Source organism: Williamsia sp. (genome assembly GCF_016462415.1).
GTDB lineage: Bacteria > Actinomycetota > Actinomycetes > Mycobacteriales > Mycobacteriaceae > Williamsia_A.
In genome coordinates, this window is record NZ_JAEMTF010000020.1 from 3,031 (window position 1) to 28,096 (window position 25,066).

The 25,066-nt window shown below is 68.6% G+C and carries 18 protein-coding genes; 11 read left to right on the forward strand and 7 right to left on the reverse strand.

Annotation, left to right across the window (positions count from 1 at the left end; genetic code table 11):
* The 3 genes from JHC79_RS07440 to JHC79_RS07450 form a co-directional block, all read left to right on the forward strand.
* Positions 1–273 (forward strand): MetQ/NlpA family ABC transporter substrate-binding protein (locus tag JHC79_RS07440; protein ID WP_296389520.1); only part of this gene is annotated, 273 nt, incomplete at its 5' end.
* 10 nt (positions 274–283) lie between these two features.
* The gene (locus JHC79_RS07445) at positions 284–1,327 is read left to right on the forward strand and encodes a methionine ABC transporter ATP-binding protein (RefSeq protein ID WP_296389556.1); all 1,044 of its coding nucleotides are present in this window, start codon (positions 284–286) and stop codon (positions 1,325–1,327) included.
* Positions 1,328–1,330: 3 nt separating this feature from the next.
* Entirely contained in the window at positions 1,331–2,002 is a 672-nt protein-coding gene (locus tag JHC79_RS07450; protein WP_296389521.1) for an ABC transporter permease subunit, read from the forward strand.
* An 88-nt stretch (positions 2,003–2,090) separates the two neighbouring features.
* Here JHC79_RS07450 and JHC79_RS07455 read toward each other — a convergent pair whose 3' ends face one another.
* The 4 genes from JHC79_RS07455 to JHC79_RS07470 all read right to left on the reverse strand — a co-directional run bounded on the left by JHC79_RS07455 (position 2,091) and on the right by JHC79_RS07470 (position 9,548).
* Positions 2,091–3,521 carry an ABC transporter permease gene (locus JHC79_RS07455; RefSeq protein WP_296389522.1) on the reverse strand — a complete coding sequence of 477 codons (1,431 nt, stop codon included), beginning with the start codon at positions 3,519–3,521 and terminating at the stop codon, positions 2,091–2,093.
* A gap of 105 nt (positions 3,522–3,626) precedes the next feature.
* A complete protein-coding gene (locus JHC79_RS07460) occupies positions 3,627–5,231 on the reverse strand; it encodes a carboxylesterase family protein (RefSeq protein ID WP_296389523.1) in 1,605 nt (534 codons plus the stop codon).
* Positions 5,228–5,842 (reverse strand): TetR family transcriptional regulator, encoded by a 615-nt coding sequence (locus JHC79_RS07465; RefSeq protein WP_296389524.1) that lies wholly within the window; start codon positions 5,840–5,842, stop codon positions 5,228–5,230. The genes JHC79_RS07460 and JHC79_RS07465 overlap by 4 nt, the downstream gene beginning before the upstream one ends.
* A 130-nt stretch (positions 5,843–5,972) precedes the next feature.
* On the reverse strand, positions 5,973–9,548 hold the full coding sequence (locus JHC79_RS07470) for an indolepyruvate ferredoxin oxidoreductase family protein (RefSeq protein WP_296389525.1): 3,576 nt from the start codon (positions 9,546–9,548) through the stop codon (positions 5,973–5,975).
* A gap of 224 nt (positions 9,549–9,772) precedes the next feature.
* On the opposite strand from JHC79_RS07470, the gene JHC79_RS07475 reads away from it, so the two are divergent.
* From JHC79_RS07475 to JHC79_RS07510, 8 genes are all read left to right on the forward strand, one after another.
* Positions 9,773–11,404, forward strand: coding sequence for an AMP-binding protein (locus tag JHC79_RS07475; RefSeq protein ID WP_296389526.1), 1,632 nt, complete (start codon positions 9,773–9,775; stop codon positions 11,402–11,404).
* Positions 11,405–13,393, forward strand: a complete 1,989-nt coding sequence (locus tag JHC79_RS07480; RefSeq protein ID WP_296389527.1) for an acetoacetate--CoA ligase — start codon at positions 11,405–11,407, stop codon at positions 13,391–13,393. It begins immediately after the preceding gene.
* Between the two features lie 78 nt (positions 13,394–13,471).
* Positions 13,472–14,704, forward strand: a complete 1,233-nt coding sequence (locus JHC79_RS07485; protein ID WP_296389528.1) for an acyl-CoA dehydrogenase family protein — start codon at positions 13,472–13,474, stop codon at positions 14,702–14,704.
* 148 nt (positions 14,705–14,852) lie between these two features.
* Positions 14,853–16,202: a DUF5336 domain-containing protein gene (locus JHC79_RS07490; protein WP_296389529.1), complete on the forward strand. Its 1,350-nt coding sequence runs from the start codon at positions 14,853–14,855 to the stop codon at positions 16,200–16,202.
* Between the two features lie 134 nt (positions 16,203–16,336).
* The gene (locus tag JHC79_RS07495) at positions 16,337–17,857 is read left to right on the forward strand and encodes a DUF6350 family protein (RefSeq protein ID WP_296389530.1); all 1,521 of its coding nucleotides are present in this window, start codon (positions 16,337–16,339) and stop codon (positions 17,855–17,857) included.
* 81 nt (positions 17,858–17,938) lie between these two features.
* Positions 17,939–18,562 (forward strand): phosphoribosylglycinamide formyltransferase, encoded by a 624-nt coding sequence (purN, locus tag JHC79_RS07500; protein ID WP_296389557.1) that lies wholly within the window; start codon positions 17,939–17,941, stop codon positions 18,560–18,562.
* Entirely contained in the window at positions 18,559–20,112 is a 1,554-nt protein-coding gene (gene purH, locus JHC79_RS07505) for a bifunctional phosphoribosylaminoimidazolecarboxamide formyltransferase/IMP cyclohydrolase (RefSeq protein WP_296389531.1), read from the forward strand. Before purN ends, purH begins: the two co-directional genes overlap by 4 nt.
* A 168-nt stretch (positions 20,113–20,280) precedes the next feature.
* A complete protein-coding gene (locus JHC79_RS07510; RefSeq protein ID WP_296389532.1) occupies positions 20,281–21,210 on the forward strand; it encodes a hypothetical protein in 930 nt (309 codons plus the stop codon).
* Between the two features lie 76 nt (positions 21,211–21,286).
* On the opposite strand, the gene JHC79_RS07515 is transcribed toward JHC79_RS07510, so the two are convergent.
* The 3 genes from JHC79_RS07515 to JHC79_RS07525 all read right to left on the reverse strand — a co-directional run bounded on the left by JHC79_RS07515 (position 21,287) and on the right by JHC79_RS07525 (position 25,059).
* Positions 21,287–23,368: a glycosyltransferase family 39 protein gene (locus JHC79_RS07515; RefSeq protein WP_296389533.1), complete on the reverse strand. Its 2,082-nt coding sequence runs from the start codon at positions 23,366–23,368 to the stop codon at positions 21,287–21,289.
* A gap of 63 nt (positions 23,369–23,431) precedes the next feature.
* Positions 23,432–23,770: a hypothetical protein gene (locus JHC79_RS07520; protein WP_296389534.1), complete on the reverse strand. Its 339-nt coding sequence runs from the start codon at positions 23,768–23,770 to the stop codon at positions 23,432–23,434.
* A gap of 146 nt (positions 23,771–23,916) precedes the next feature.
* The gene (locus JHC79_RS07525) at positions 23,917–25,059 is read right to left on the reverse strand and encodes an FAD-binding oxidoreductase (protein WP_296389535.1); all 1,143 of its coding nucleotides are present in this window, start codon (positions 25,057–25,059) and stop codon (positions 23,917–23,919) included.
* Positions 25,060–25,066 lie beyond the last annotated feature (7 nt).

The following is a 25,066-nucleotide window of genomic DNA, read 5'->3' on the forward strand; positions in this document are numbered from 1 at the left end:
ACGTCGGCGAAACTGGGCGAGGACAAGATCATCGCCAAGGACGACCCGAACAGCGACATCGCGAAGCCGTACATCAACGTCTTCGTCGCCCGGCAGCAGGACAAAGACAACGCCACCTACAAGAAACTGGTGTCGATCTACCACGATCCTGAGGTCGAGAAGGCCGTGAAGGAGTCGCTGGGCGGCAACGGCGTGCTCAAGGCCAACGATCCCGCCGAGCTGCAGCAGCTCACCGCCGACCTGCAGAAGCAGGTCGCCTCCAACGGTGGCTGATCACCCGGCGATCTCGTTTCGCGGTGCCACCCGTCGGTTCGGCGGGTCCCGCCGGGTCGGTCGCGGAAAGCCGACGGCCACAGCCGCGGTCGACGGCGTGGACCTCGATATCGCGACGGGCACCATCACCGGCGTCATCGGGTACTCGGGTGCGGGCAAGAGCACCCTGGTGCGGTTGATCAACGGGCTCGAGACCCCCGACGAGGGTCAGGTGATCATCGACGGCGAGGACATCAGCGCTGCGGGCGAACGCCAGTTGCGGCGGGTGCGCGGCGAGATCGGCATGGTCTTCCAGCAGTTCAACCTGTTCTCCTCGCGGACGGTGGCCCGCAACGTCGAGTTCCCGCTGCGAATCGCGGGTGTGCCGAGATCCGAACGCGCGGCGCGGGTGACCGAACTGCTCGAGTTCGTCGGCATCGCCGACAAGGCGACGCAGTACCCCCGACGGTTGTCGGGCGGTCAGAAGCAACGGGTCGGCATCGCGCGTGCCCTGGCGACGTCGCCGAAGATCGTCCTGGCCGACGAGGCCACGAGCGCACTCGATCCCGACACCACCTCGGAGATCCTCGCGCTGCTGCGTCGGGTGAACCGCGAGCTGGGCACGACCATTGTGGTGATCACCCATGAGATGGACGTCATCCGCGAGATCTGCGATCGCGTCGCGGTTCTCGACGGTGGACGGCTCATCGAACAGGGGGACGTCTACGACGTGTTCGCCCGACCGCAGTCGCCGATCACCCGTCGCCTCGTGCGCAGTGCCGTCGGCGACGTGCCGTCCGACGAGACGTTGGCGCGCCTGCGCAGCCGACATCCCGGCCGCTTCGTGACCGTCGCGATCCGGGAGAACGGTTCGCCGATGGTCGACGTCGCAACGCATTTCGCACAGGCCGGGGTGCGGGCGTCGATCGTCTACGGCGGGATCGTCGAGTTGTCTCGTCGCCCGTTCGGGGCGCTGACCGTCGCACTGGATGGCTCCGACGCCGAGATCGATACCGCCGTCGCGGGTCTGCGTCAGGTCACCGACGTCATCGAGCACGAGAGGGTGGGGTCGTAGAGCATGTTCCTCGGTGACATCATCACGCCGGAACTGCGCCCGGTGCTGTGGGACGCGGTCCTGGAGACGTTCCAGCTCGTCGGGGTCACGCTGATCATCGGCGGTGCGCTGGGTCTCGCGCTCGGGGCCCTGCTGTACGCGACGCGGCCGACGAATCTGCTTGCCAGCCCGGTGATCTACGCCGTTCTCAACGTCGCGGTGAACATCGTCCGTCCCATCCCGTTCATCATCTTCATCACCGCCATGGCTCCGGTCACCCGTGACGTGGTCGGCACGCGGATCGGGACCGAGGCGGCGATCTTCCCGATGACGGTGATGGCGGCGTTCGTGATCGGGCGCGTGGTCGAGCAGAACCTCGTCGCCGTCGACCCCGGTGTCGTCGAGGCTGCGCGCGCCATGGGGACCAGCCGATTGCGCACGCTGGCCACGGTGGTCATCCCCGAGGGGCTCGCCCCACTGATTCTCGGCTACACCTTCGTGTTCGTCGCGATCGTCGACATGTCGGCCATGGCCGGGTACGTCGGCGGTGGCGGTCTCGGCGACTTCGCCCAGCAGTACGGCTACCAGCAGTTCGACGCACAGCTGACCGTGGTCGTCATCGTGATCCTGGTCGTCCTGGTGCAGCTCGGACAGTGGCTGGGCAACAGCCTCGCCCGGCGGGCGTTGCGGCGCTGAGCGAACGGACATCGTCCGACTGGAGCGCCACCGAGGGCACTATGCCCTCGAGCGGTCTCCAGTCGGACGATGTCGGCGGCGGATCGGCCTACCGCGGCGCCTGGTGGCGCGGGTGGTGCATCGACTCGCGGATCTCGTACTCACGCTCGTCGTCGGCGAAGCCCCCACCGAGACCGTTGCCGTTGAACAGCGGGTCGCCGGGGAACGACGTCTCCATGTCCTCGACGGTGTAGTGGTAGTCGGGCCGATTGCCCGACGTGGACGCCGAGGCAGTCGACGTCGACGCACCCGATCCGACCAGCTGCCGTTGATCGCCGCTCTCCGAACGGATCTCGTCGGCGGTGTCGGTTCCGCGGTCGTCGGACTCGGTGTCGTCGGCGGCATCCTCGACGGGGTTGGCGTTCGAGTCGAGACCGTGCGCGGTGAGGATTCGCTCGCGATCGGCCATGCCCTTCTGCATCATCGCGCCCTGAGCGGCGGCCATCATCGTCGTCTTGCCTGCGAGGATGCGGTCGAACTCCTTGCTCTCACGCCACCGCTTGCCGACGATCATCGTCACGATGCCGAGCAGTGCATAGCCACCCATCAGCAGGAACGGCTGCCAGTACGGTTCGCCGACGCCGTAGAGGACGCGTTTGATCATCTCGGTGATCCCGTGGCCCACCACAAGGGGATTGAGGTCGCCGAAGATGCGCGGCACCATCCACGTCGGGTACGCCGCCCCCGACGACGGGATCGACAGGAAGACGAACATCAACAGCGCCACGGCGGTGATGAACCGGCCGAAGAAGTACGACAGTCCGTTCACCGCGAGACCGACCGCGAGGATCCACAGGAACGAGATCCCGATCATCTGCAGCAGGTGACCGTCGTAGACGCCGATCACGGGTCCGGCGAGGACGTTGGTGAGGACCGACGCGACCAGCGCGCCACCGGCGAGGATGCCGACACGGGTGAAGTGGCTCAGGGGAGCGCCCATCATGCCTATGAACATCGCGACCATGTAGCCGCCGATGCACCACGACAGCATCAGGTACATCGCACCGAGTCCGTACGAGTCACCCTTGGGCAGCGGCGCGATGTCGTTGACCTGCACGGCCGTACCGCTCTGCGCGAACGTCTGGGTGAAGGTCGTCTTCATCAGCTGAGCGGCCTGGAACTGGTGCGCGCTGGCGATCGTCACCGTCGGCTGCCCGCCGGCCTGGGCGGGCAGGGTGAGCGACGCGGCGGCGCTGCCGTCACGCACGGCCTCGGTCGCCTCGTCGGCGGTCTGGTAGAGCCGGAAGTCGAACATCCCGGGCTGCGCCTTGGAGAACTGATCGGTGAACGTCGACGCCGCGGGGGAGTTCACCACGGCGACCGGTGCGTCATGGATCTGCGGCGAGTGGAACGCCCAGAGGTAGCAGAAGCAGAAAGCGAACAGGAAGAACACCGGAAGCCAGAGCTGGAGTCCGATCATCTGCAGTGCGGGTGGCATCGAGCTGTATCGCTTGCGCCACCATCCCGTGAGTGTCTTCATCGCACGTCCCCTCGTGAAATCGTTCCTGACCAATTAGATGTATAGCACAACTATCATCAGACGGTCTCGATTCCCGGTTGGCCAAAATTGGTGACGACTGCCTGGTCAGGGCAGTGTGACGGTGTCCCAGAACGCGCACTGGTGGTCGGTGTCGAAGGCGGTCCCGTGGATGCCGGTGTCGTCGAACGACAGAACCGAGCGGGAGGCGGGAGTCGTCGGTGACCACTGTGCGGCGCCGTCGGCACGGGGGACGCCGGTGTGCGCGAACGACGTCCAGTACTCGATCATGTGGCGCGAGAGCTCGGCGTGCGGAGTACTCGACACGAGGTTCCGTCCGCCGATGTCGAAGAGGTACGGCAGATCGGCGGCGTGCGTTGCCGCCTGCGGGACCAGAGGGGTGTTGATGCCGCCGACATCGCGCGCGGTGTCGTCGGCGAACTCGTAGCCGTAGACCGGGCCGTACGCGGCGAGCTCGCGGTTGGCGCGGGCCGTGGGGCACGACCACGCCGAGTCGGTGAGGATCGTGGCCCACGCCAACGGCGCGGATGCGTACCGCGACAACGGGTAGCGCAGAGAGACGTCGTCGGCTCGGGTACCGAACGCGGTGGACAGGAGCGACGAGTACGTCGTCGGCGTGATCGCGTTCGGATCGGCAATGACGACGCCGCCGGTGAAGGCCCGGTTCTCGTCGTGGTTGCCGCCCGAGATGACGGGTACGCGCAGGGTCTCGCCTGCGCGCACCGCATCGGCGGGGTTGCGCGGCAGGAGGTCGGTGCCGTAGGCGAGCACGTTGCTGAAGTTCTCGTTCGTGGTCAGGAGCCGGTCGACGGGCGCCGATCGCAGGCACGCGAGGGTGTCGGGGCCGGTGCACCCGATCGACTTCGCGGCGGCGACACCGGTCTTCTCGTTGTCGGCCAGTGAGACGTAGGGCGTCTGCTTCGGCACGCCCGGGTAGAACGTGCCGGCGGGCCATTGCAGGGCGCACGAGCCGGACGAGATCGCGGCCTTGTCGATCAGCCCACGCGCCGCGGGTGAGGTGAGCGCGGCGCACACCGACATGCCGCCTGCCGATTCGCCGAACACCGTGATGTTGCCCGGGTTACCGCCGAACGCGTCGGCGTTGCGTGTGACCCAGCGCAGTGACTCCAGCTGGTCGGCGAAACCGAAGTCCCCCGAGCCGGGCAGTCCGGGCAGCCCCAGGTACCCGAAGACCCCGAGTCGGTAGTTCACGGTCACCACGATGACGTCGCCGGTGTCGGCCATGCGCTGGGCGTCGTAGGCGCCGCCCGACCCCGTGGTGAACCCACCGCCGTGCCACCAGACCATCACCGGGAGCCGGTCGGCGGCAGATTGTCGACGCGGTGTCGTCACGGTGAGGTAGAGGCAGTCCTCGCTCGGTGGGGTCTGCAGGCCGGAGGAGGCGGCCCCGCCGCTCTGCTGACACGGGTGTCCGGCACCGGTGGCGTCGACCTGCGTCCCGGTCGCCGAGATCGCCTGCGGGAGTGTCCATCGAAGCGGCCCCACCGGGGGTTCGGCATATCGAACCGCGGTGAACTGGCGGGTGCTGCCGACGGCCTTGCCGTGCAGGACGCCACTGGAGGTGGAGACGGTCAACGGCGCGTCCACCGGCGCGGAGTCGTCTCGTGAGGCGGTGCACGCCGCGCCGGCGAGCAGGGCCAGGACGGCGACAGCACAGAGGGTCTTCTTCATCGCTGCTCCGATCTGGTTGCTGCACCGAATAATTCGTCGATCTCACGGGAGAGGAGGGCGGGGTCGGAGCCGGCCGCGATCTGGCCGATCGCGGCGTCGAGGGTCGCGCGGACCGCGGTCGCCATGACGCCCGTGTCGAACACGCGGAACTCGCCAGTCTGCTGGCCGCGGCGCAGGATTGCGGTCAGCTTCGCCAATTCGGTGGTGTGTTCGGCGCGCGCATCGCGGGTCGAGGCGTCGGCGTCGCCGGAACGGAAGATCGACGACAACGCCGACATCTCGCGGATGTGGGCGGCGTAGAACTCGACGCTGCCGACGATCATCGCGCTGATCGCGCCGGCCGCCGTGGTCGACGCCTCGACCGGAGCCTCGACCATCTCGCGACCCAGCGCGTAGACGTGCGTGACCACGGCGTCGAGGAGTGCCGGACGGTCGGCGAAGTGATAGTTGATGACCCCGCGACTCACCCCGGCGCGCGCCGCGATCGCGACGAACGTGGCGCGCGTGACCCCGTCCTCGGCGATCACCGCGATGGTCGCGTCGATCAGTTGCGCTCGACGCTTCTCCCGGATGAAGGTGTCGGCCTGCCCGGACACCGCTGATGTCGCCATGGCAGCCAATTTAGCATTGGTGTCAGAAATATGGCAGCGGTGTCAGAAACGTCGGCCGGGCGGCCGCACCCGCCCATTGGGCGTCCGCAACCGCCCAGTCGACGTCCGCAACCGCCCAGTCGACGTCTGGTCAGAGGCCGAGATCGGCCCGGCGGGTGGCCAACTCCTTCCGATACCGAGCGACGTTGGCCATCTTGATGCCCTCGTACCCGCGGACCATGTCGGGCAGCTCGGCCACCGCGACCGCGGCGTCCAACTTCTCGACGCCCAGCGCACCCGAGCGCAGGGCAGTGACCACGGCGGCCAGGACGGCGCGGTACTCGACGATCAGGTCCCGCTCGGTCCGTCGCACCTCGGCCCGACCGAACGGGTCGAGACGCGTTCCGCGCAGGCGCTTCATCCGCGCCAGGCCGGACATGCCGGGCCGGACCCACTCGCCGAGCGAGATCTTGTTCCGCATCCCCATCGATCGCAGCGCCGGTGGGTGCAGTCGGATCGCGACCGACGCGTCGTCTCCGAACTGATCGGCGACCTCGGCGGCGAACTGCTCGTCACCGGTGAGGCGTGCCACCTCGTATTCGTCCTTGTAGGCCATCAGCTTGAACAGGTACTGCGCGGCCGCCATGGTCAGACGCGTCGACCCGAGTCGCTTCTCGGCCACGTGCACCGCGGCGACATCGTCGAGGTAGCGCGACGCGTACCGCTGGTCCTGGTAGGCGATGAGCTCGTCGACACGACGCAACAACACCGCTCGCAGGTCGTCGTCGAGTGAGCCCAGGGGCGCGATCATCGACCGCGCGATCGACGACGGCTCGGCGGCCGCCACCGTCGGGTGGATCGCGGTGATCGCGGCGCCCACCGCATCGGCGTCGGCGATCACCTGGCGACCACGGCGGAACGCCTGCAGGTTCGCCTGCACGGCGACGCCGTTGAGGTCGATGGCCCGTTCGAGCGCATCGGCCGAGATCGCCAGGGCGCCGGTCTGATACGCCGCACCCACCATCAGCATGTTCGCGTACTGCTCGTCGCCGAACAGGTCTGTCGAGAGCGCCGCCGGGTCGAGGTAGACAGTCCGCTGCGTCGCGTGGTCGACGGCGTCGTGGATCTGCTCCTGCGACGGGAACCCGACCGAGGTGTCGACCACCATCGCGCCGGTGGGGATGGCGCTGGTGGACACGACCGCCACGGTCTTCTCCGGACTCGCCACCTTGAGGTTCGCCGGATCGGCGCCCACCAACGGGTCGCACGACAGGTAGAGGTCGCAGTCGCCGGACGCGATCTTCGCCGCCTGTTCGACGCCACCGGACCCTGTCCGCGCCGGGGCCACCTTGACGTCACTGACCACCGCCCCGCCCTTCTGGGCCAGGCCGGTCATGTCGACGGTCCGAGCGTCGTTCCCGTCGAGCACCGCCGCGGTGGCGATCACCTGGGAGACGGTCACCACACCGGTCCCGCCGATCCCGGTGACGCGCAACCTGAACCCGTTCGCCGCATCGCGCCGGTGCGCCGGCTCGATCAGCGCGTCCGCGCCGATGTCGGCGACGACGCGGCGTACCTTCGCACCCGTTCCGGGGGTGACCGTCACAAACGACGGACAGTCGCCCTTCAGGCAGGAGAAGTCGAGATTGCACGAGCTCTGGTCGATGTGCGTCTTGCGGCCGAACTCGGTCTCCACCGGATGCACCGACAGACAGTTGGACTTCTCGCCGCAGTCGCCGCACCCCTCGCAGATGCGCTCGTTGATCATCACCCGTTGCGTCGGAACGGGATACGCCCCGCGCTTGCGCTTGCGTCGCTTCTCGGCGGCGCAGAACTGATCGTGCACCAGGACGGTGACGCCGGGGGTGGCCGCGAGTTCGGTCTGCACGTCGAGGGTGTCGTCGCGGTGGCGCACCGACACCCCGCCCGGCATTCCGAGTGCCTTCGTGCGGGCCGGGTCGTCGGTGGTGACCACGACGCGCGAGACGCCCTCGGCGAGCAGCAGCTTCGTCAGGTCGACGAGCCCCCGGCCACCGACCGCGTCCTGCCCTCCGGTCATCGCGACGGTCCCGTTGAACAGCAGCTTGTAGGTGATGTTCTCCCCGGAGGCCACCGCATACCGCAGGGCGAGGGAGGCCGAGTGCATGAAGGTGCCGTCACCGACGTTCTGCACGAAGTGCTTCTCGGCCAGGAACGGGGCCATCCCGAGCCACTGTGCGCCCTCACCGCCCATCTGCGTCACCCCGGTCACGTCGCCGACCTGCGCGGGATCCATCAGCAACACCATGGCGTGACAACCGATCCCGGCACCTACCAGGGTGTCGTCGGCGACCTTGGTGGAGCTGTTGTGCGGACACCCCGAGCAGAAGTACGGGCTGCGCACCGCCAGCGGGAGTTCGATGCGGGTGCGACGGCGACTCATGCGGTCCAGCCAGTCGGTGGCGGCGGGGACCGCGTGGTGACGGGCGAGACGACCCGCGAGGCCACGGGTCACGGCGTCGATGTCGAGTTCACCGAACCGGGAGAACAGGGTGGACCCGTCCTCGTGGGTCTTGCCGACGATCGCCGGGGCATCAGCGCGACGGAACAGGATGTCGCGCATCATCGTCTCGATGAAGTCGCGCTTCTCCTCGACGACGATGACCTCGTCGAGGCCGCTCACGAACTCGTCGAGTATCTGGCGTTCGAACGGGTAGACCATGCCCAGCTTGAGGATCCGGATTCCCAGTGCCCCCAGCTCGTCGTCGCCGATCCCGATCAGACGCAGGGCCTCCCGGACGTCGAGGTAGGTCTTGCCCGCCGCGACGATGCCGATGCGGTCGTCGCCGGTGCGCGCGACGATCCGGTTCAACCGGTTCAGTCGCGCGTACTCCTCGGCGCGCGGTTTGCGGATGGTGAGCTGGTTCTGCTCGAGCTCCATCAGGTTGGCGCCCAGCAGTTTCCCGCTGGGGATGTGCGGGCTGTCCCCGAGGTCGCCGTAGACCGGCACGATCCGGTCGGGTGACACGATCGCGGTCGACGCGCCGTCGGCGACATGCGCGGAGATCTTCATCGACGTCCACAGTCCGGAGACCCGCGACATCATCGCGGCGTGGATGCCCATGTCGAGGATGTCCTGGGAGTCGGCCGGGTACAGGATCGGCATGTAGAGATCGGCCAACGCCATCTCCGACGCGCAGGGGACGGTGGAGCTCTTGGCGCCGGGATCGTCGCCGACGAGGGCCACGGCGCCGCCGCGGTGATGGGTGCCGATGAGGTTGGCGTGGCGCAGGGCGTCCGACGCGCGATCCAGCCCCGGGGCCTTGCCGTACCAATAGCCGACGACGCCGTCACGCATCTGTCCGTCGGCGTCGGCGGCGAGGTGTCCGACGCGCGCGGCGACCTGCGAGCCCATCACCGACGTCGCGGCGAGTTCCTCGTTGAGCGCGGGCCGATGGGTGATGTCGAACGGTGTGAGGTGCTGCGAGCGGCGGGCGATCTCGAGGTCGTAACCGGCCAGGGGTGACCCCTCGTACCCGGAGATGAACGAGGCGGTGCGGAGCCCGGTGCGGCGGTCGAGTCGGGCGCGGTCGCGGACCATGCGGACCAGCGCCTGGATGCCGCTGAGGTAGATGGTGCCGTCGTCGCGGGTGTAGCGGTCCTCGAGGGAGAACGTCTGCGGGTCGGACGCGGCGGTCGAGCCGGTGTTGCTGACGTCGTCGTTGCGACGGTCAGAAGTGAGGGTCATAGGGGGTCACCTGGGCCTTCGGTATGTATCCGGTCGGTTCCCGGGGGTGGTGGGAGGACCGGAGGGTTGTGTCGGTGACCCAACCGTACCAACTGCGTGACGCCGATCACTCGTCCCTGCGAGTGTGGTGTGGACAACGTCCGACGCCCCGGCCTACCCTGGCGTCGGTTAACCGCCCTTAACCAAGCGACGTGGCGGCATCGCCGGACGGGATGAGCGAACCGATGGACGACATCACTGCACGACAGCCCTCCTACGACCGCGGCGAGACCACCCCACCGCTGCTCGAGACCACGATCGGCCGGTCGCTGGCGCATACCGCGGCGCGCGTCCCCGACAACGACGCCCTCATCGACTGCGCGTCGGGTCGTCAGTGGACCTACCGGGAGTTCCGGGTGGACGTCCTCGCCGTCGCCGCGGGTCTGCTGCGGCGGGGCCTGCGGCCGGGCGACCGCGTGGGACTCTGGTCGCCGAACCGCTGGGAATGGGTCATCACCCAGTACGCGGCCGCGGAGATCGGCGCGATCCTGGTCAATCTGAACCCGGCCTACCGGCAACGAGAGCTCGAATTCGCCCTCGATCACGGCCGGGTGTCGATGGTGGTGGCCTCGCCGGAGTTCCGCGACTCCGATTACCCGGCGATGCTGGCCGCCGCACGGCAGAACTGCGCGACGCTGCGTGACGTCATCGTCTTCGGCGACGACGCGTGGACCGGGCTGATCGCAGAACCGACCGACGACGAACTCGCGGCCGCGGCCGACGTGGCCGCCGGATTGTCACCCGACGACCCGATCAACATCCAGTACACCTCGGGCACAACCGGATTCCCCAAGGGTGCGACCCTGTCGCACCGCAACATCTGCAACAACGGCTATTTCGTCGGCGTGCTGTGTTCCTACACCGACGCCGACCGGATCTGCATCCCGGTGCCGTTCTATCACTGCTTCGGAATGGTGATGGGAAACCTCGCGGCCACGTGTCACGGGGCAACGATGGTGATCCCCGCACCGGCCTTCGACCCGGTCGCCACGTTGCGTGCCGTCGCCGACCACCGGTGCACCAGCCTGTACGGCGTTCCGACGATGTTCATCGCCGAACTCGCGCTCCCGTCCTTCGACGATTTTGACCTGTCGAGCCTGCGGACCGGCATCATGGCCGGCTCCCCGTGTCCGGCGGAGGTGATGCGCCAGGTCGTCGATCGCATGCACATGACCGAGGTGTCCATCTGCTACGGCATGACCGAGACGTCGCCGGTGTCCACGCAGACCCGCATCGATGACACCCTCGAACGCAGGGTCGGGACCGTCGGCCGGGTGGGACCACACCTGGAGATCAAGGTCGTCGACGGCGACGATGCGACCGTCGAGCGCGGGGTCACCGGAGAGTTGTGCACGCGTGGGTACAGCGTGATGTCGGGCTACTGGGACGAGCCCGACAAGACCGCCGAGGTGCTCGGTGACGACGGCTGGATGCACACCGGCGACCTGGCGACGATGGACGCCGACGGATACGTCCAGATCACCGGCCGCATCAAGGACATGGTCATCCGCGGCGGGGAGAACATCTATCCCCGCGAGATCGAGGAGTTCCTCTACACCCACCCCGACATCCTCGACGCGCAGGTGATCGGCGTCCCGGACGAGAAGTACGGTGAGGAACTGATGGCGTGGGTCCGACTGCGTGACGGCGTCACCGATTTCGACCCGGACTCGGTGCGGGCGTTCGCCGCCGGGGTCATCGCCAAACACAAGATCCCGCGCTATGTCCACGTCACCGACGAGTTCCCGATGACCGTGACCGGTAAGGTCCGCAAGGTGCAGATGCGTGCGGATGCGACCGAGATCCTCGGCCTCTAGATGAGTTCGATCACCGGCACGGCGATGGAGCGATTCGTCGCCGGGTTGCCGACCGAGGTGGGTGTCGACCCGGGTGACTACGACGCCCTGTGGCGGTGGTCGGTCGACCGTCCCGCCCGCTTCTGGCGCGCGCTGTGGGACCACTTCGACCTCGACGCCGTCAGCGGTACCCCGCTCGCCGAGGGCGACGAGGCGGTGCTGGCCGACGCGACGATGCCGGGCGCGCAGTGGTTCCCGGGTGTCGAACTGAACTACGTCGAGCAGATCCTGCGGCAGGCACGGACGCACGCCGATCCTTCCCGGGCCGCCATCGTCGGCATCGACGGACTCGGTGGGCGCACCGAGATCACCTGGGCGGACCTGCCCGGACAGATCGGTTCCGTAGCGCAGGCGCTGCGCGACGCCGGGGTCGGACGCGGCGACGTGGTCGCGGCCTACCTCCCTGACGTCGCCGAGGCGATGGTCGCGTTCCTGGCCACCGCCTCGATCGGCGCCGTGTGGTCGGGGTGTGGCGCCGACTACGCTCCCGACGGCGCGGCCGCCCGTCTGGGGCAGCTCACGCCACGAGTCCTCTACCTGAGCAACGGCTATCAGTACAACGGCACGTGGATCGACAAACGCACCCACGGCGTCGAGTTGGTCGCCGCGCTCACCGACCTCACCGTGGTGGTCCTCGTCGAATCGGCCGACGGCCCCGCGTTCGACCGCGACGTCCACATCGGGCCCACGCTGCTCGCGCACCACGACATCGTCGCCTCACCGGTGGATCCCGAGGTGGAGGCGGTGCCCTTCGACCACCCGCTGTGGGTGCTGTTCAGCTCCGGCACCACCGGACGCCCCAAGGGCATCGTGCACGGACACGGCGGCGTCGTGCTCGAACACCTCAAGGTCGCCGGACTGCACTCCGACCTCGCCGCCGACGACGTCTTCTTCTGGCAGACCGCGTTGAGCTGGATGATGTGGAACTACCGGTTGGCCGGATTACTCTGCGGCGCAACCACGATCTGCTACACCGGCAGTCCGCTGTTCCCCGACGCCGACCGGTTGTGGTCGCTGCTCGAGCGCGAGGGCGTGACGTACTTCGGTACGAGTCCCGGCCAGCTGCAGGCGTCCCGCAAGGCCGACCTGAGCCCGGGTGCCGATCACGACCTCTCCCGGTTGCGCACCCTGGGCAGCACCGGCTCGACCCTGGCCGCCGACCTCTTCGTCTGGGTCGACGAGCACGTCGGCGCGCACGTGTCGGTGTCGTCGGTGAGCGGTGGCACCGACGTGGTCACCGCGTTCGCCGGCGGCTCGGTCGGTGTCCCGGTGATCCCCGGTGAGCTGTCCGTGCGGTACCTCGGTGTGGCCCTGCACAGTTGGTCGCCGGAGCGCCGCGAGCTGATCGACGAGGTGGGGGAGATGGTCATCACCGCCCCGATGCCCTCGATGCCCGTCGGATTCTGGCGCGACGAGGACGGCAGTAGATACCGCGCCGCCTACTTCGAACACGAGTGGGCGCAGGGACAGGCCCCGGGTGTGTGGCGACACGGGGACTGGGTCACGATCACCGATCGCGGCTCGATGGTCATCCACGGTCGCAGCGACGCCACCCTCAACCGGCACGGCATCCGGATGGGCTCGGCCGACATCTACGAGGTCGTCGAGGCGATCGGTGAGATCGCCGAGGGATTCGTGGTCGGCGTCGACGGCCCCGACGGCGCGTACTGGATGCCGCTGTTCGTCACGCTGGTCCCCGGGGCGTCGCTCGACGACGAGCTGCGCGCGCGGATCGCCTCCGACGTCCGGCGACGCCTGTCGCCGCGGCATGTCCCCGACGAGGTGGTGCTCGCGCCCGGCATCCCGCACACCCGCACCGGAAAGAAACTCGAGGTCCCGGTGACCGGGATCCTCGCAGGTCGCGCGGATGTCGCCCTCGATCCCCGCTCGGTCGACGACCCGGCGCTGATCGACTGGTACCGGGAGCAGGGCGCCGCGCACCGATGGTGACGGGTCCGCCGCGAACCGTTCAAACCACGGCAGTTCCAATGGGTCACAGGAGTCGTCCCGGCTGGTCTGATGACCGCCATGACTTCGACACTCACCAAGGAACTGACCGTCAACCGCTCCGACTGGGCCACGCAGCCCGCCGACTCGGCGGGCTGGATCGCGCGCGCCCATGAGGTGGCCGCGATCCTGGCCACCGACGCCGTCGAACGCGACCGTGCCGGCGCCACCCCCACCGCAGAGGTGGCCCTGCTCAAGGAAGCCGGACTCGTCACCCTGCTCGGACCGACCGAACACGGCGGTGGCGGACAGAACTGGATCACCGCGTACGCCGTGATCCGTGCGGTCGCCGCCGGCGACGGGTCCATCGGTCAGCTCCTGGGCTACCACCTGCTGTGGTTCTGGGCGGCCCGCCTGGTGGGCACCCGCGAGCAGATCGCCGCCGTGGAGACCGCAGCGACGCAGGACAAGTGGTTCTTCGGCGGTGCGGTCAATCCCCGCGACAGCGACGTCGTCGTCACCGACAACGGCGACACCATCAGCTTCAGCGGACGCAAGTCCTTCTCCACCGGCTCGAACGTCTCCGACGTCACCGTCCTGGAGGGTGTTCTGAGCACCACCGGCGAGCACGTGTTCGCGATCGTCCCGAGCACCAGCGAGGGCTTCACCTTCCACGACGACTGGGACAACATCGGTCAGCGGCTCACCGAGAGCGGCAGCGTCACGATCGACAACGTGACCACCGACTGGGCGTCGGCCGCCGGCTTCGTCGACAAGGCATTTCAGCCGCGCGTCTACAACTCGCTCAACGTGCCGATCATCCAGCTGGTCTTCGTCAACTTCTATCTCGGCATCGCCCGGGGTGCGCTCGAGACGGCGGTCGACTACACCCGCTCGTCCACCCGTCCGTGGCTCCACGGTGGTTTCGACCGCGCCGTCGACGAGCCGTACGTGATCGACACCTACGGCGATCTGCTGACCAAGCTGTGGGCCACCGAGGCGTTGGCCGACGCCGTCGCCGTCGAACAGCAGGCGATCCACGAGAACGCCTGGGACGTCACCGCCGAGCAGCGGGGCAACCACGAGGTCCGCGTCGCGGCGGCCAAAGCGCAGGCCACCGACGTCGCGCTCGAGATCACGACCCGGATATTCGAGGTCACCGGTGCCCGGTCGACCGCGGCGAAGGTGGGGCTCGACCTCTTCTTCCGCAACGTGCGCACCCACTCACTGCACGACCCGGTGGCCTACAAGCGCCGCGAGGTGGGCCGCAACCTGTTGATCGGTGAGCTGCCCGAGCCCACCTGGTACAGCTGAGCGAATACCGCGTCGAGAGGGGTTGCCAGCCGGGGTCGGTACGTTAGCGTGGGCTGCGACCAATGACGCGTCGCGGACATCAACCGTGACACGGACACGACGTGAGCACGTCGACAACGTGCGGGGCAACTTCGGTGAGGAGACACGAATGACGTATCAACCTGGCGGGGGCTCCGGCTCTGAGCAGGGCGATCCGGGTCAGGCCGGCTGGGGACGACAGACCGGCCAGCAGGGCTACGGATCACAGCCCGGGGCGCAGCAGGGCTACGGACAGCCCGGCTCGACGCAGGGTTACGGCCAGCAGGGAGCGTCCCAGCAGGGGTACGGCCAGGGCTACGGCGGTCAGAGTTATGGCCAGCAGCCCTCCGGATCGCAGGGCTACGGTCAGCCCGGATCCGCGGGTCAGGGCTACGGCCAGGGTGGTTACGGCCAGCCCGGATCGTCCCAGCAGGGGTACGGCCAGGGTGGGTACGGCTCCGGTCAGCAGGGGTACGGCAGCTACGGCCAGCAGCCCACCGGTCAGCAGAGCTACGGCCAGCAGCCCTCGGGCTACGGTCAGCAGCCGGCCGGTGCTCAGGGTTACGGTCAGCAGCCCGGCTCGCAGCAGGGATGGGGACAGCAGGGGTACGGACAGTCGGGATACGGGCAGGAGCCGGCGGCCAAGCCGGCCGGGCAGGGTCTGCCCGCGGCGATCGGCACCTATCTCGTCTACATCCTCGGTGCCCTCGGCCTGATCAACCTCTTCATCGGCTTCGCAACTGCCGTGTCGGCGTCGTCCTCCTACAACGACGGCAGCGCGTCGCTGTTCCAGTCGCCGATCGCGTTCCCGCAGGTCATCCTGGTTGCAGCGGGTCTCATCGCCCTGGCCGGGTTGCTTCCCGGGATCGACGCGCGACTGAGCCCTGTTGTGGCCGGTCTCGCCGTGTCGGCCGCGCTGGTCACGCTGTTCCAGGTGATCACGCTGACCGACGGCCTCGACAGCGGAATCGGCGTCATCCTGCTGCTCATCTTCGGCATCATCGAGGCCGTCGTGGCCGTCGTGTGGCTGCTCGTGCAGGGCGGTGTCCTCAAGACCGCTCCGGAGTCGGCGGCACGCACGCACGACATCGGCGGCTCGACTGCGTCGCAGGCACCCTCGACCACCGCGTCGAGCACCTACGGAGCACCGTCGGAGGGCCAGTCGCAGTCCTCGGCCTACGGGTACGGCTACGGACAGGGCACGTCCGCCCAGACGACCAGCCTGAGCAAGCCGGAGGAGAGCTCCTCCACCGGTTCGGCGAGCACCGGGTCGTCGTCGGCCGGTGACGCTGGCGCGCAGACCCCCGGCTACGGGACTCCCGCAGCCGGATCGTCGGCAGGGGAGTCCACCTCGTCGGCCGCGCCGGGATCGTCGGCCACGGGTGCACCCGCAGCGGGCGAGCAGGCCGGCCCGTCGCCGTACGGCGAGCGCACCACGGCGTTCCCGAGCTCGGAGCCCGGTGACACCACCGGTCGCTGACCCCCGGCTCGTCTGAGCACCACCACCACGACACCCCGTCGGCTCGTGCCGGCGGGGTGTCGTGCTGTGCGCTTCTCCGCTGTCTGCGGCGCGCCTGACCACCAGGAAGGCCGGTCGATGTCACCCTCGTAGGGATGGTCACCTCCACCGGCGAATCGCTCTCCACACGACTCCGCGAACTGCGTCGCGCGCAGCGTCGATCGGCTGCGCACAGCGCCGGTTCGGCCCGCGAACTCGTCGTCATCGCCTTCGGGCCCAGCGCCGTCGCGCTGCTGGTCATCGCGGTGCTCGCGGTGGCCACACTGCTGTCGGCGGGCAGCGGTCTGACCGGCCTCACCGCCGCGATCGGTGCGATGTGGCTCTCCTCGCACCAGGTGCCGCTGACGATCAGCGAGGTCACCATCGGAGTGCTGCCGCTGGCGCCCACGATCGCACTTGTCGCCGCGGTCGCGGCCATGACCGCCGGCGCGGCGGGCAATCACCGTCCGCGCTCCGAGCTGACGTCGGTGTTCCTCGCCGCGGTCGCCGGCCCGCTGTTGATCACCGTGCTCAGCCTTGCTCTCGTGATGGACGGTTCGACCGTTCTGACGGTCGCCTCACCCAATGCGCTCGTCGCGTTCGGCTGGACCATCGGACTGCACGCACTGGGGGCCGGACTCGGGTTGGCGCGGGGTCGCTGGCGTGAGGTCGGTGCGCATCTCGGTGTCGCACCCTGGGCGCCGAACGCGTTCCGCGCGGCCGGGGTCGCACTGGTCGGCCTGTTCTCGGTGGCCACCGTGGTGATCGCGGTGCGCCTGGTCATAGCCCACGGCACCGTCGGGGAACTGATAGACGCCGGCCACGGGTTCGCCGGCGGCCTCGGACTGACCGTGCTCTCGATCCTCTATCTGCCCAACCTGATCATCGGCGCGGCCGCGATGTTGGTCGGCGCCGATGCGCATGTGGGAACCGCCGGTGGCGACCTGTTCGCCGCGCACGGTGGATCCCTGCCGCCGCTGCCGGTGCTCGCGGTGCTGCCGAGCGGAGGCGGCGGACCGTTCGGTGCCGTGCTGCTGGTCCTGACCGCCGTCGTCGCCGTGCTCGCCGGACGTCGTGCGCTGCATGTCGATCCGATGCGGGCCACCCGCACGGTCGCTGCCACCGCGGGACTCGCCGCGATCGCGATGGTGGCGCTGACCTGGCTGGGCGGCGGTGAACTCGGTGAGCTGGGGTCGGCGGGTGCCACCGTCCCCGCGGCCGGGGTGTTCACGTTCGGCTGGTTCGCGGTGGTGGGCATGGTGATGGTCCTGATCCACGGAGTCCTGCCCGGCACCCGTGCCGCGCGCGCGGCGTACTACCGCGGTGAACCGCTCGACCGTATCGCCGACGACCTCGAACCCGACGACCGCGACGACCGCCTGGATGCTGACGACGAGGGCGATCTCGACGAGGCCGACGGGGCAGAGTTCGACGGGGCCGAGCTCGACGATGTCGATGACGGCCAGGACCTCGATGACACCGATCGTGACGACTCCGATGACGGCGTCGTGAATGTCGCTGCCGCCGACGACGAACCGGTCTCCGATGTGGCCGACAACGTCACCCAGATGCCGCGGCGTGCTCGGGCGGACGTGGTTTTCGGTACCCACAGAACCGATTCGGACGACGACCACTAGGCTCACACGTGTCCTTCACCGACGCCGTCGACAGCGGTGTGGTCGGACGCACACGCACGCCCAGCTCTGGCAGGAGTCGCCCTGAACGCCACGTCATCGGACCCACGTGCGGCCGTCGTCGTACTGGCCTCCGGGACGGGAACCCTGCTCGGCGCGCTCATCGAGGCCGCCGCCGATCCGAACTACCCGGCCCGTATCGCCGCAGTTGTCGTCGACCGCGACTGCCGTGCCCAGCGGGTCGCCGAGGTCGCTGACCTGCCCGTCACCGTCGTCGCACTGGCCGACCACCCCGATCGGGCCGCGTGGGATCGTGCGCTGACCGACGCGGTCGCGGCGTTTACGCCCGCACTGGTCGTCACCGCCGGCTTCATGAAGATCCTCGGCCCCGCGTTCCTCGGACGGTTCGGCGGAGCCATCGTCAACTCCCACCCTGCCCTGCTGCCGTCGTTCCCCGGCGCGCACGCGGTGGCCGACGCCCTGGCGCACGGGGTCAGGGTCACCGGCGCGACGGTGCATCTCGTCGACGACGGTGTCGACACCGGTCCGATCCTGACGCAGGCGCCGGTGATGATCTCTGATTCCGACGACGAGGTGTCGCTGCACGAGCGCATCAAATCCGTCGAGCGCGTCCTGCTGGTGCAGGTCGTCGCCAAGTTTGTCACCAAAGGTGTTGTGTCCGATGGACGAAAGGCCCGTTTCTCGTGAGTGAAGACCCACGCATCCCCATCCGCCGCGCGTTGATCAGCGTCTACGACAAGACCGGGCTCGGTGATCTGGCCACCGCGCTGGCCGCCGCCGGTGTCGAGATCGTCTCCACCGGGTCGACCGCGAAGACCATTGCCGAGCAGGGCGTCCCGGTCATCGAGGTGTCCGACCTCACCGGGTTCCCCGAATGCCTCGACGGCCGCGTCAAGACACTGCACCCGCGCGTGCACGCGGGAATCCTCGCCGACTCACGCAAGCAGTCCCATCGGGATCAGTTGGCGGAGCTGGAAATCGCCCCGTTCGACCTGGTGATCGGCAACCTGTACCCGTTTGCGGCCACCGTCGCCTCGGGCGCCGGATTCGACGAGTGTGTCGAACAGATCGACATCGGCGGACCGTCCATGGTGCGTGGCGCGGCCAAGAACCACCCGTCGGTCGCAGTCGTCGTCGACGCCGCCGACTACGCGTCGGTCACCGACGCCATCGCCGCGGGTGGATTCACCCTCGCCGAGCGAACACGTCTGGCCGCGAAGGCGTTCCGACACACCGCAGAGTACGACGTCGCCGTGGCCGGTTGGCTCAGCGGCGAGATCGCCGGTGAGAACTCCCCCGAGTGGCTGGGACGCACCTGGACCTTGTCGTCGGCGCTGCGCTACGGCGAGAACCCGCACCAGTCGGCCGCGTTGTATGTCGACGGGTCCGTTGGTGGCGGCCTGGCGCGTGCCGAGCAGCGGCACGGCAAGGAGATGAGTTACAACAACTACACCGACTCCGATGCCGCGTGGCGTGCCGCGCACGACTTCGACCGCCCCGCGGTCGCGATCATCAAGCACGCCAACCCGTGTGGCATCGCCGTCGGTGACGACGTCGCGCAGGCGCACCGCAAGGCCCACGAGTGCGACCCGGTCAGTGCCTACGGCGGCGTCATCGCCACCAATGTCCCGGTGAGTGTCGCCATGGCCGAGCAGGTCGCCGAGATCTTCACCGAGGTCATCGTCGCTCCCGGGTTCGACGACGGTGCGCTGGGTGTCCTGACCCGCAAGAAGAACATCCGTGTGCTGCTGGCGACCCCGCCGCAGCGGGCGGGATCCGAGTTGCGTCCGATCTCGGGCGGTCTGCTCGTGCAGCAGCGCGACATCGTCGACGCCGACGGTGACGATCCGAGCAACTGGCAGCTCGCCACCGGGGAACCGGTCGACGAGAACACGCTCGCCGATCTCGAGTTCGCCTGGCGTGCCTGCCGTTCGGTGAAGTCCAACGCGATCCTGCTCGCCTCCGACGGTGCGTCGGTCGGTGTCGGCATGGGGCAGGTCAACCGCGTCGACTCGGCACACCTCGCGGTCCAGCGCGCGGGCGACCGCGCCGCGGGCAGCGTGGGCGCCTCCGACGCCTTCTTCCCCTTCCCGGACGGACTGCAGGTGCTGACCGCCGCGGGCGTACGCGCCATCGTTCAGCCGGGTGGCTCGATCCGCGACAACGAGGTCATCGATGCGGCCGCCGAGGCCGGCATCGCGCTGTACCTGACCGGATCGCGCCACTTCGCGCACTGATCCCCACTTCGCGCTCCACTTCCCCAGTCGCGCTCCACTTGCAAGCGGAGCGCAGCTGGGGAAGTGGAGCGTGAAGTGTCAGTCCCCAGTTCGAGGCGTATCCACCGTTGTTGCTGTGTCGGCTTCGTGGCGAGCACACGTGGTGGCCATGTCGCGTTCGATCACTCCATGCACGATTTCAGCATCGACTCGAACGGGCACATCCGACGCCGGGATGTCATCGCCGCCGGTGTGGCCGATGATTGGACCCTGGCCGCGGCCACTCGCGGCGGCGAGCTCGACCGCCTGTACCGCGGTGTCTACGCCCCGGCGTCCGAACTCGACGGTTTCGAGGCACGAGACGATCGCTATCGGTCGAGGATCCGTGCGGCGGTGTCGATGGGTGAGGTGGGCAAGGTGGTCAGCCACCACAGTGCGGCCGCGTTGCACCGGTTGCCCATGCTGGGACACACCGACGAGATCCATTTCAGCGTCAACCGGACCTCCGGCGGCCGACGTCGAGGCCGTGCCTTCGTGTTGCACGCGACGCCGTGGGAGCTCGACGAGGTCGAGGTCGTGGACGGCATCGCGGTGACGTCCCTCGCCCGCACCGCAATGGACGTGGCGCGCTCGGGAACGCTGGCGGAGGCCGTCTGTGTTCTCGACAGCACTCTTCGTCGCCGGGTGAGCGCGGAGGAACTCGTCGACGTCGCCGAGCGCGGCCGACGACGGATCGGTGCACCGCTCGCCCGACGCGCTCTCGCCGTCGCCGACGGTGGCTCCGAGAGCATCGGCGAATCGCTGAGCCGCGTGATGATGCTGCAGTTCACCGACGTCCCGCTGCCCGATCTCCAGGTGGAGTACGTGATCGGGTCGAACGGGCGTATCGCGCGCGTCGACTTCGACTGGGACGGCGTGCTCGTCGGCGAGTTCGATGGACGCACCAAGTACGGACGCGCCGGTGACTCCGCCGACGACGTGTGGCGCGAGAAGCTCCGCGAGGACGCCTTGCGCGATCTCGGCCTCGTCGTCATCCGGTGGACCTGGGACGACCTGATGCACCCAGAACGGTTTCACGCGTTGCTGATTCGCGGACTCCGTCGCGCCGGCGTCCTGTGACCTTACTTTGCGCTCCACTTCCCGAGCGACGCTCCGCTTGCAAGTGGAGCGCGGCTCGGAAAGTGGAGCGCAAAGGTTAGCTGGTTGGGTGGCGTAGGTCGTAGACCTGGTAGCTGCCGACGGTCCTCGGCGTGTAGTGCGCCTCGACCCACGCCTGGATCTTGCCGGTCACCGACGTCGAGTTGTACTGCGAGAACAGCTTCGTCGCCTGTTCCGACATCGACGGGTCGAGACCGGGGACGATCGATGTCGCCGAGCGCCGTCCCGCCGACCCACTGCCGCCGCGCGAGCCGCCGGCCGAGGCGAGGTAGTACGTCACGTCGCCGTTGCGGATGTACTGCTGGAACTCGGCAAGCGTCGGTACGGGATCGTTGGTGAACCCGCCGATCGCCATCACCGGCTTGTCCGTATCGATCTCGATCTGCGCTGCGGCCGACGACCTGCTGATCGCGGCCGCCCATCGGCTAGTGGTCGATCCCAGCAATTCCTTCAGCGCAGGCGACTTGTCGGAAGTCCCACCGAAGAATCCACCGAAACCGCCACCGGCGGAGGGTCTGTCCTCCGAGGCGGGGCTGACCGACGGGCCGCCTCCGGTGTGCGGTGTCGCGACGACCTCGGTCGCGTAGGCGGCCGGTGCCAGGAGCGCTCCGATGACCGCGGCGACGGCGACCCCGCCCAGGACGAACCGCCGCCGCGACCCTCGCCCCGACACCGACCCGGTCCGGGAACGCGACCGGCCGACGAGCCCGACGACCAGCACGCCAACCGACGCGAGCACGGTGACGACGAGTGTCGCCCACGCGACGGCGGGCAGCCAGCTCGACTGACGCTGCATCAACACGAATCCCCACACGCCGGCCGCCGCGACGACCGCAGCCAGACCGACGATCGCCACGATCCGGTCGCGCTGTCGCCAGCACTCCACGACCTCGAGCCCGATCACGCCGGCGATCGGCGGCGCGATGGCCAGCGAGTAGTAGGGGTGCGGATTCGATTTCATGTACGAGAGCACGAGTCCGTCGATCACCATCCACAGCCCGAAGATCAGCACCCCGGCGCGCATGAGGTCGGTGCGTGGTGCCCGTCCGCGGAGGACGAGCGCAACCACCAGGGCCACCAGTGCGGCGGGCAGCAGCCAGGAGATCTCGATGCCGAACTCCCCGGAGAACAACCGCGTGATGCCGGGCCCGTCGGCGAACATGCCGCCGCCACCACGCCCTCCGACACCGCCGCCGGAGTGCCGGATGCGATCGATGAAGTCCTGCGCCTGCGGGGACGAGATGACGCTGCGCGCGGCACCCCCGCCCTGCTGCTTGCCCTCGATGCGGGCGAGGCCGTTGTACCCGAGCACCAGGTTCATGAAGTTGTTGTCGGTCGAGCCGGCGAGATATGGACGCGACGACGCCGGCCACCACAGCGTGAGCAGGACGTACCATCCGGCCGAGATGAGCATCGTGACCGTGGCGATCACCAGATGTGTGACGCGCCTGCCGATTCCGGTGGGTGCGGCCACGAGGTAGATCAACCCGAGCGCGGGTAGGACCATGAGCCCTTCGAGCATCTTGGCCAGGAACGCGAACCCGACCGCGACACCGGCGAGGGCGAGCCACCGACCCGAGGCGGTGGCCGTGGCCCGGATCGCGCAGTAGGCGGCGGCGGTCATGAGCAGGACCATTGCCGCGTCGGGGTTGTTGAAGCGGAACATCATCGCCGCCACGGGCGTCAGTGCGAGCGCAGCACCGGCGATGAGGCCGGCACCACGTCCGGCGACACGCGTTCCGGCGGCGTACATCAGCGCGACGGTCGCCACCCCCATCAGAGCTTCGGGGATCAACATACTGGCGCTGGAGTAACCGAAGATCTGTCCCGACAACCCCATCACCCACTGGGACACGGGCGGCTTGTCGACGGTGATGAAGTTCGACGGATCCACCGAACCGAACAGCAGCGCCTCCCAGTTGCGCGATCCAGCCCACGCCGCGCCCGCGTAGAAGACGTTGCCGCTGCCGTTGACGGTGATGTTCCACAGGTAGAACACGGCGGTACCCACCAGCAGGACGGCTACCGCGATCCGATCGATCGGACGCGCAGGCGGGAGATCAGGACGCTGGGTGGTCCGCTCGGAAGCGGCGGACGGCCGTGTTGCTTCGATGGTCACCGTGCCGACAGTCGTGCGCCCACCTGAGCGTCATGTGGCGATCACCTGTGAGAACGCTGCGAATCACGCAGAGAGTGCGACGTTTCCGGCAACCCGGCCGTTCACGTCGCCGATTCGCGGAGCGGTGGGTCCGGTGGGCAGGCGCAGCAGGTCCACCCGGGGTGGGGCAGGAGCGAGCCACGACAGGACGATCTCGGGCAGGGCCGAGGCGGAATCGTGCACGATGTCGATGCGGCGGGTCCCGCCGGTCGGGGAATGGATCGCGGCGCTGACCATCCGCGGGGTCGATCCGGCGTACCAGGCGTCGATCACCATGTCGCCGCGCGACATCCGGAGCCACCGGTGACCGGTGACGGTCCATCCGGCGTCGTGCGCCGCGGCGATGAGTTCTTCTCTGTTCATCTGATCGTCCTTGTTCACGCTGGTGTGACTGTTGTCATAGTAGGACGTCCGAGGCGGACCGTCTGTCATTGGAACGCATTAAATGTTCGTCGGCGCAGACTAACTTCCGTTGACGCGCAGAGTATTTCGTTGCTGAGTGCAGTGAACTATCGTCGGGCGGCCGACGGCAAAAGATCTTGCTCGGTCACCCCGCGCGATGTCACGTCAGCAGGCATGTGCTCCCCGCGGATCAGCGCGGCGGTGACCCGCGCCAGGGCGGCGCATGTCTGGATCCCGTATCCGCCCTGCCCGGCGCACCAGGCGAACCCGGACAGGTCCGGATCGGGCCCGGCCACCGGGGTTCGGTCGGGCACGAACGACCGCAGGCCGGCCCACGACGAGCGGACGTGTCGCGAACCGATGGTGGTCACCTCGGCGATCTCGTCGAGCGCGCGGGCGATCTCGAGCTCGTCGGGCCGCGCGTCCGATGGTGGTGTCGGTGTCTCGTCGGCCGGCGAACACAGCAGTTGCGCACCATCGGGTTTGAGATAGAACGACTCGTCGATGTCGCTGATGGTCGGTAGTCCCTCGCGTGCGAGACCATCGGGCGTCGCGAGCATGAAGACGGTTCGGCGACGCGGGGTGAGGCCGATCGGGGTGGCACCCACCGACCGTCCCACTTCGTCGGCCCATGCCCCGGCGGCGTCGACGACGATCGGCGCCCGGGTGACGCGGCCATCGGCGGTCGCAGCCTGCCAGAGCCCGTCGGAGAACCGCAGGGCGGCGACACCGGCGGAGGTGGCCACCGTGCCGCCGCGAGCGCGTAACCCGCGCAGGTAGCCCTGGTGCAGGGCGTGGACGTCGATCTCCATCGAGCCGGGCTCGTGCAGGGCGGCGTCGATGGTCTCCGGTCGCAGCGCACCGAACAGCGCGGCCGCCTCGGTGGGGGTGAGCAGCTCGATGTCAGGGGTGAGGGTGCGAACCTCGGCGAACATGGACCGCAGCGCGTCGCCGCGCCCGACCCGCGCGAACTGCACCAGCGGACGGGGTGTGAGCAGCGGTCGGTCGAAGCAGTCGGGCGGATCGGTGAGGAATTCCCGACTGGCCGTGGTGAGACCGCGGATCACCCGGTTCCCGTAGCTCTCCAGGAACAGTGCCGCCGAGCGGCCGGTGGTGTGGAACGCCAGCGCCGGTTCACGTTCGAGCAGTACGACGTGTCGGTCGTCGGCGAGTTCGTAGGCGACCGACACACCGGCGATGCCACCGCCGATGACGATCACGTCGGCGGTGGCATCGATGTCGTGGCTCATCGAGAGC